We start from the raw sequence: 1,357 nt of genomic DNA on the forward strand, positions 1-1,357 counted from the left end.
GATATGTCACGTAAAGTCATAGAACATCTTGCTGTTAAATATAAAAATGTTGCGAAAGGGGTGAGCCGGACAATGGGCGGAAAAGTATTAAATTATGAAGCAAAAGATATCTTAAACCGTGGACGTGCAGAAGGACGCCGCGAAGGACGTATGGAAGGGCGTCGCGAAGGCGAAGAATATACTAAAATTCAGATTGCCACAAAACTTCTTAATATGGGGAATGACATAAAATCTGTCGCGGAATTAGCTGAATTGCCACAGGAAACCGTAGAAAAGCTGGCGCAAAGTATATCAAAAGAAGAAAAATAAGCATCAGGTGAAACAGCATTAAGTAACGGCTCTAAAGCATTGCTGTTAAGCTTCCAGGTAGGTGCAGATACGACAAGTGAAAATAAGACTTCTGTAACAATGGATTCTATGAGTGCAAAGTCTATCGGTGTAGATGGAATTCAGGTAACCGGTTCAGATTCAACAAATGCTGATAAGGCAGTTGATACAATCAGTGATGCAATTTACTATTGCAATATAAATAATATTATGTTATTATTTCAATAGAATATATTCTAAGAACGAATTTAAGCACGGTTTTTTATAAAGATTATGTGTTTAAAGTCTGATTTATATTTGAAATCTAAATATTTAGATTTCGTCTGTATTTTCTATCACGTTTTTGGAATTTACTGCGGATTTAGACCCTTTTATAATCCGTTTTCATTCCAAAAGATTTGAAAATTTTAGAAAATTCATCAAAACGCTTGTCGACAATCCCACAAGTCCAGTATAATAAAAGAAAGGAACCAATGCATGGATAATACACCTTACGATGATGTATTCCGTACACTTTTAACCGACTGTACGGAGTTAATGATTCCGGTTGTCAATGAAATATTTCATACAAAATATACCGGAAAAGAAACCATCTGCCTGCTGCAAAATGAGCATTTTATCAGAATGCCGGACGGCAGTGAGCAGGAACGGATTACAGATTCCAGCTTTGAAATTATCAGCGAAGAAACAGCACCGATAGCACAGGGACAGAAAAAACGATATCACATTGAATGTCAGAGTACCGAGGACGGCACCATGATTGTGCGAATGTTTGAGTATGATACACAGCTTGCATTAGAAAACAGAGAGTTTACATCAAATATTTTGACAGTACAATTTCCGGATTCAGCAATTGTGTCGCTTAGACATACTAAAAATACGCCGGAAGAAATGACGGTTAAAGTCTTAACTCCGGGCGGAAGGGTATCCTATACCGTGCCGGTATTAAAGGTAAAACGTTATACGATTCATGAATTGTTTGAAAAGAAACTGTTTTTTCTGATACCGTTTCATATTTTTGCATATGAGA

General features: G+C 36.8%; 1 protein-coding gene and 2 pseudogenes. All 3 read left to right on the plus strand.

The window, feature by feature from the left end; genetic code table 11:
* A pseudogene (locus WMO37_RS14815) lies at positions 1-309 on the plus strand (hypothetical protein); the annotation flags it as partial.
* Between the two features lie 39 nt (positions 310-348).
* Positions 349-555: a hypothetical protein gene (locus WMO37_RS14820; protein WP_349155404.1), complete on the plus strand. Its 207-nt coding sequence runs from the start codon at positions 349-351 to the stop codon at positions 553-555.
* A 249-nt stretch (positions 556-804) separates the two neighbouring features.
* Positions 805-1,357, plus strand: a pseudogene (locus tag WMO37_RS14825) (hypothetical protein); the annotation flags it as partial.

Origin of the sequence: Lachnospira intestinalis, assembly GCF_040095895.1 — a bacterium.
Classification (GTDB): Bacteria; Bacillota; Clostridia; order Lachnospirales; family Lachnospiraceae; genus Lachnospira; species Lachnospira intestinalis.